This window comes from Pseudoalteromonas sp. SR45-5, assembly GCF_014163565.1.
Lineage (GTDB): Bacteria > Pseudomonadota > Gammaproteobacteria > Enterobacterales > Alteromonadaceae > Pseudoalteromonas > Pseudoalteromonas distincta.
Window position 1 is genome coordinate 1 of the sequence record NZ_JACJDN010000557.1, and the last position, 2,629, is coordinate 2,629.

General features: G+C 38.5%; 2 protein-coding genes. Both read right to left on the bottom strand.

Annotation, left to right across the window (positions count from 1 at the left end; genetic code table 11):
- The coding region (gene truA, locus H5072_RS16430; protein WP_182694139.1) for a tRNA pseudouridine(38-40) synthase TruA at positions 1-745 on the bottom strand (745 nt) is incomplete at its 3' end.
- 278 nt (positions 746-1,023) lie between these two features.
- Positions 1,024-2,629 (bottom strand): FimV/HubP family polar landmark protein (locus tag H5072_RS16435; protein ID WP_310735892.1); only part of this gene is annotated, 1,606 nt, incomplete at its 5' end.

Consider the following 2,629-nt stretch of genomic DNA (forward strand, 5'->3'; position numbering starts at 1 on the left):
TATTAAACTCTTCAGGATAATCGACATCAACCAAGTATAAACCTGCAGCTTTAGCTGTAGCACTTGCTTTAGCACGCTCTTTACAATCAAGTAATTCTTTCAACCAAATGGGCTGTTGCTTATGTATGCCAATATCCATCAAGCTCCCCGTTATATTGCGTACCATGTGATGCAAGAACGCATTCGCCTTAATATCAATAATAACGTAACACCCTTGGCGCTGTACCGATAAATGATGAATAGTGCGAGTCGGTGTATTTGCTTGACAATGGATCGCTCGAAAAGATGTAAAATCGTGTGTCCCGATCAAATACTGACAGGCTTCCTGCATTTTAACTTCATCTAATGGGTGATGAAAATGCGTAACCCCTTCGTTTAACACTGCTCCTCGAAAAGGAGAGTTATAAATAATATAGCGGTATCGGCGAGCGGTTGCACTAAAACGAGCATGAAAATCGACAGCAACTGGTTGTGCAAAGCGAATAGCAATATCTTTAGGCAATAAGGTATTCATACCCATTGTAAATGCGACCATGTCACGCGAAGCTTCAGTTTCAAAATGTATTATTTGACCTGTACCGTGCACACCCGCATCAGTTCGCCCCGCACATACTACTTCAACTGGGTGATTACAAATACGCGACAATGCCTTTTCTACTTCTTGTTGTACGCTATTTACATGTGATTGACGTTGCCACCCACTATAGCGTACGCCGTTGTATTCAACTCCAAGTGCTACTCGCATAATTACTGCTTTACCTACTGTGCTAATGAACACGGCATTTTATGCTATCTCTCGACGCAATAAAAGGAGGTGTGCGGTAATACCCTTTTTATTAAAAACATGATCATTTCAATGAATCAAATAACTTAATAATTACGATGTAAATTATTCTTTTATAACAATTACATACTATAAAATTCACTTCGTTAATGCGTTGCTTTCCCTTGTTATAATTAAACTAACATCCATAAAAAAACCCTTAATTAGAATAACCAATTAAGGGTTTTTTTAACAATTTGTTATTTTAGTTTCGCTTTTAAACTAAGTGCCTCTTCTTGAACTTCTTCTGGGCCTTTGTTGATGACATCCTCAATGACCTTGAGCGCAGAATCAAAATCATCAATTTCAATATAAGCACGCGCTAAATCTAGTTTAGCTGAATAACCACCACTTTCAGCATCAACATCGGTTGGGTTATCACCAGCAAGTAATGCATCAAACTCACTCAAACCGACATCCATATTAACGTCGGTGTAAGGTTCGTGTTCAAGTTCAGCCTCTTCACTTTCTTCTAATAATGAATCTATATCTACAAATTCATCATTATCAAGTTGCTCAATATCACTACTTTCAACAAGTGGCTCTTTTGTAGTTAATGAGTCATCTTCCTCTAAGTCTTCTTTTAGCAAGCTGTCAAAGTCGACATCAAATTCACTGCTATCCTCAGCACTTAATTCTTCAGGCTCCGCTAACTCACTAAGTAATGAATCAAAATCAGTTTGCGTCAAATTTGACATAAACTCTTCATCAAGTTCATCGTCAGAGCTAATATCAGTGCTACCTGCTTCATCTGAGTTTGTTAACTGTGCTTCGCGCTCTGCATTTGTTTGCTCTTGCTGCTCGTCTGATAACTCATCAGTTAGCGCTTGCTCTAAAATATCTTCGTCAAACTCAACATCTAAGTCAGAAAAATCGTCTTCAATTAAAATTTCATCATCAAAATCGTCTTCTAAACTATCTAAATCATTATTTTCAGAAAGCGCATTTGATAAGTCCTGCTCAGCTTGGCTGGAAGCGACTCCCTGCGCCTCACCGTCTAAATCATCACCTTGTAATTCTTCGGGGGTAAATGGCAACTCACTTTCTAGTGTTTCTTGAACTTCATCAAGGTTAAGAGGTTTGGTATCCTCTTCTATACTAACTGGTTCAACAGAATCAATTCCGTCATTAATTTCTTGCAGTAAATCATCATCAAACGACTCGTCTTCAACCTTAGCTTCTGATTCAGAGAAGTCATTATCAATTAATAGTTCATCATCAAAATCATCTTCTAAGCTATCTAAGTTAGCATTTTCAGAAAGCGCATTTGCGAGATCTTTCTCTGTTTGACTAAGTGCTACTGCATTTTCTTCACTCGGTGCATTTTCTTTAGGTTCTTGCGGCTCAAACGAAGGTTCATTCTCCAATAATGAATGATCATCGTCTAATTCAAGTTCAGGATATTCATCTAACTCTTCACTTGGCGTTATAAGATCGCTATCAAGCTGCTCTTCAATTTTTGTAAGATCTGAGTCATCGTCGCCCGCTAACGGATCGTCACCAAGATCTACTTCTATTTCTTCAAGATCGTCTTCAAGCTCATCTAAAGACCAATCTGGTGTTTCTATATAGTCATCATCCGTCGCTTGTTGTAGCTCATTTAAAAGCTCATCAACGCTCTTTAAAGTATCATCTGTATATTCTTCAAGCGCATCTTCAGGATCAAGAAGCGACTCTGATGTATCTGAAAAATCATCAACCGTTACATCTATAAGTTCAGGTTCTTCTTTAAGCTCAGGTTCTTCTGCAAGTTCAGGCTCATCGTCAAGCTCGGGCTCTTCTTCAAGCTCAGGTTCTTCTATAAGC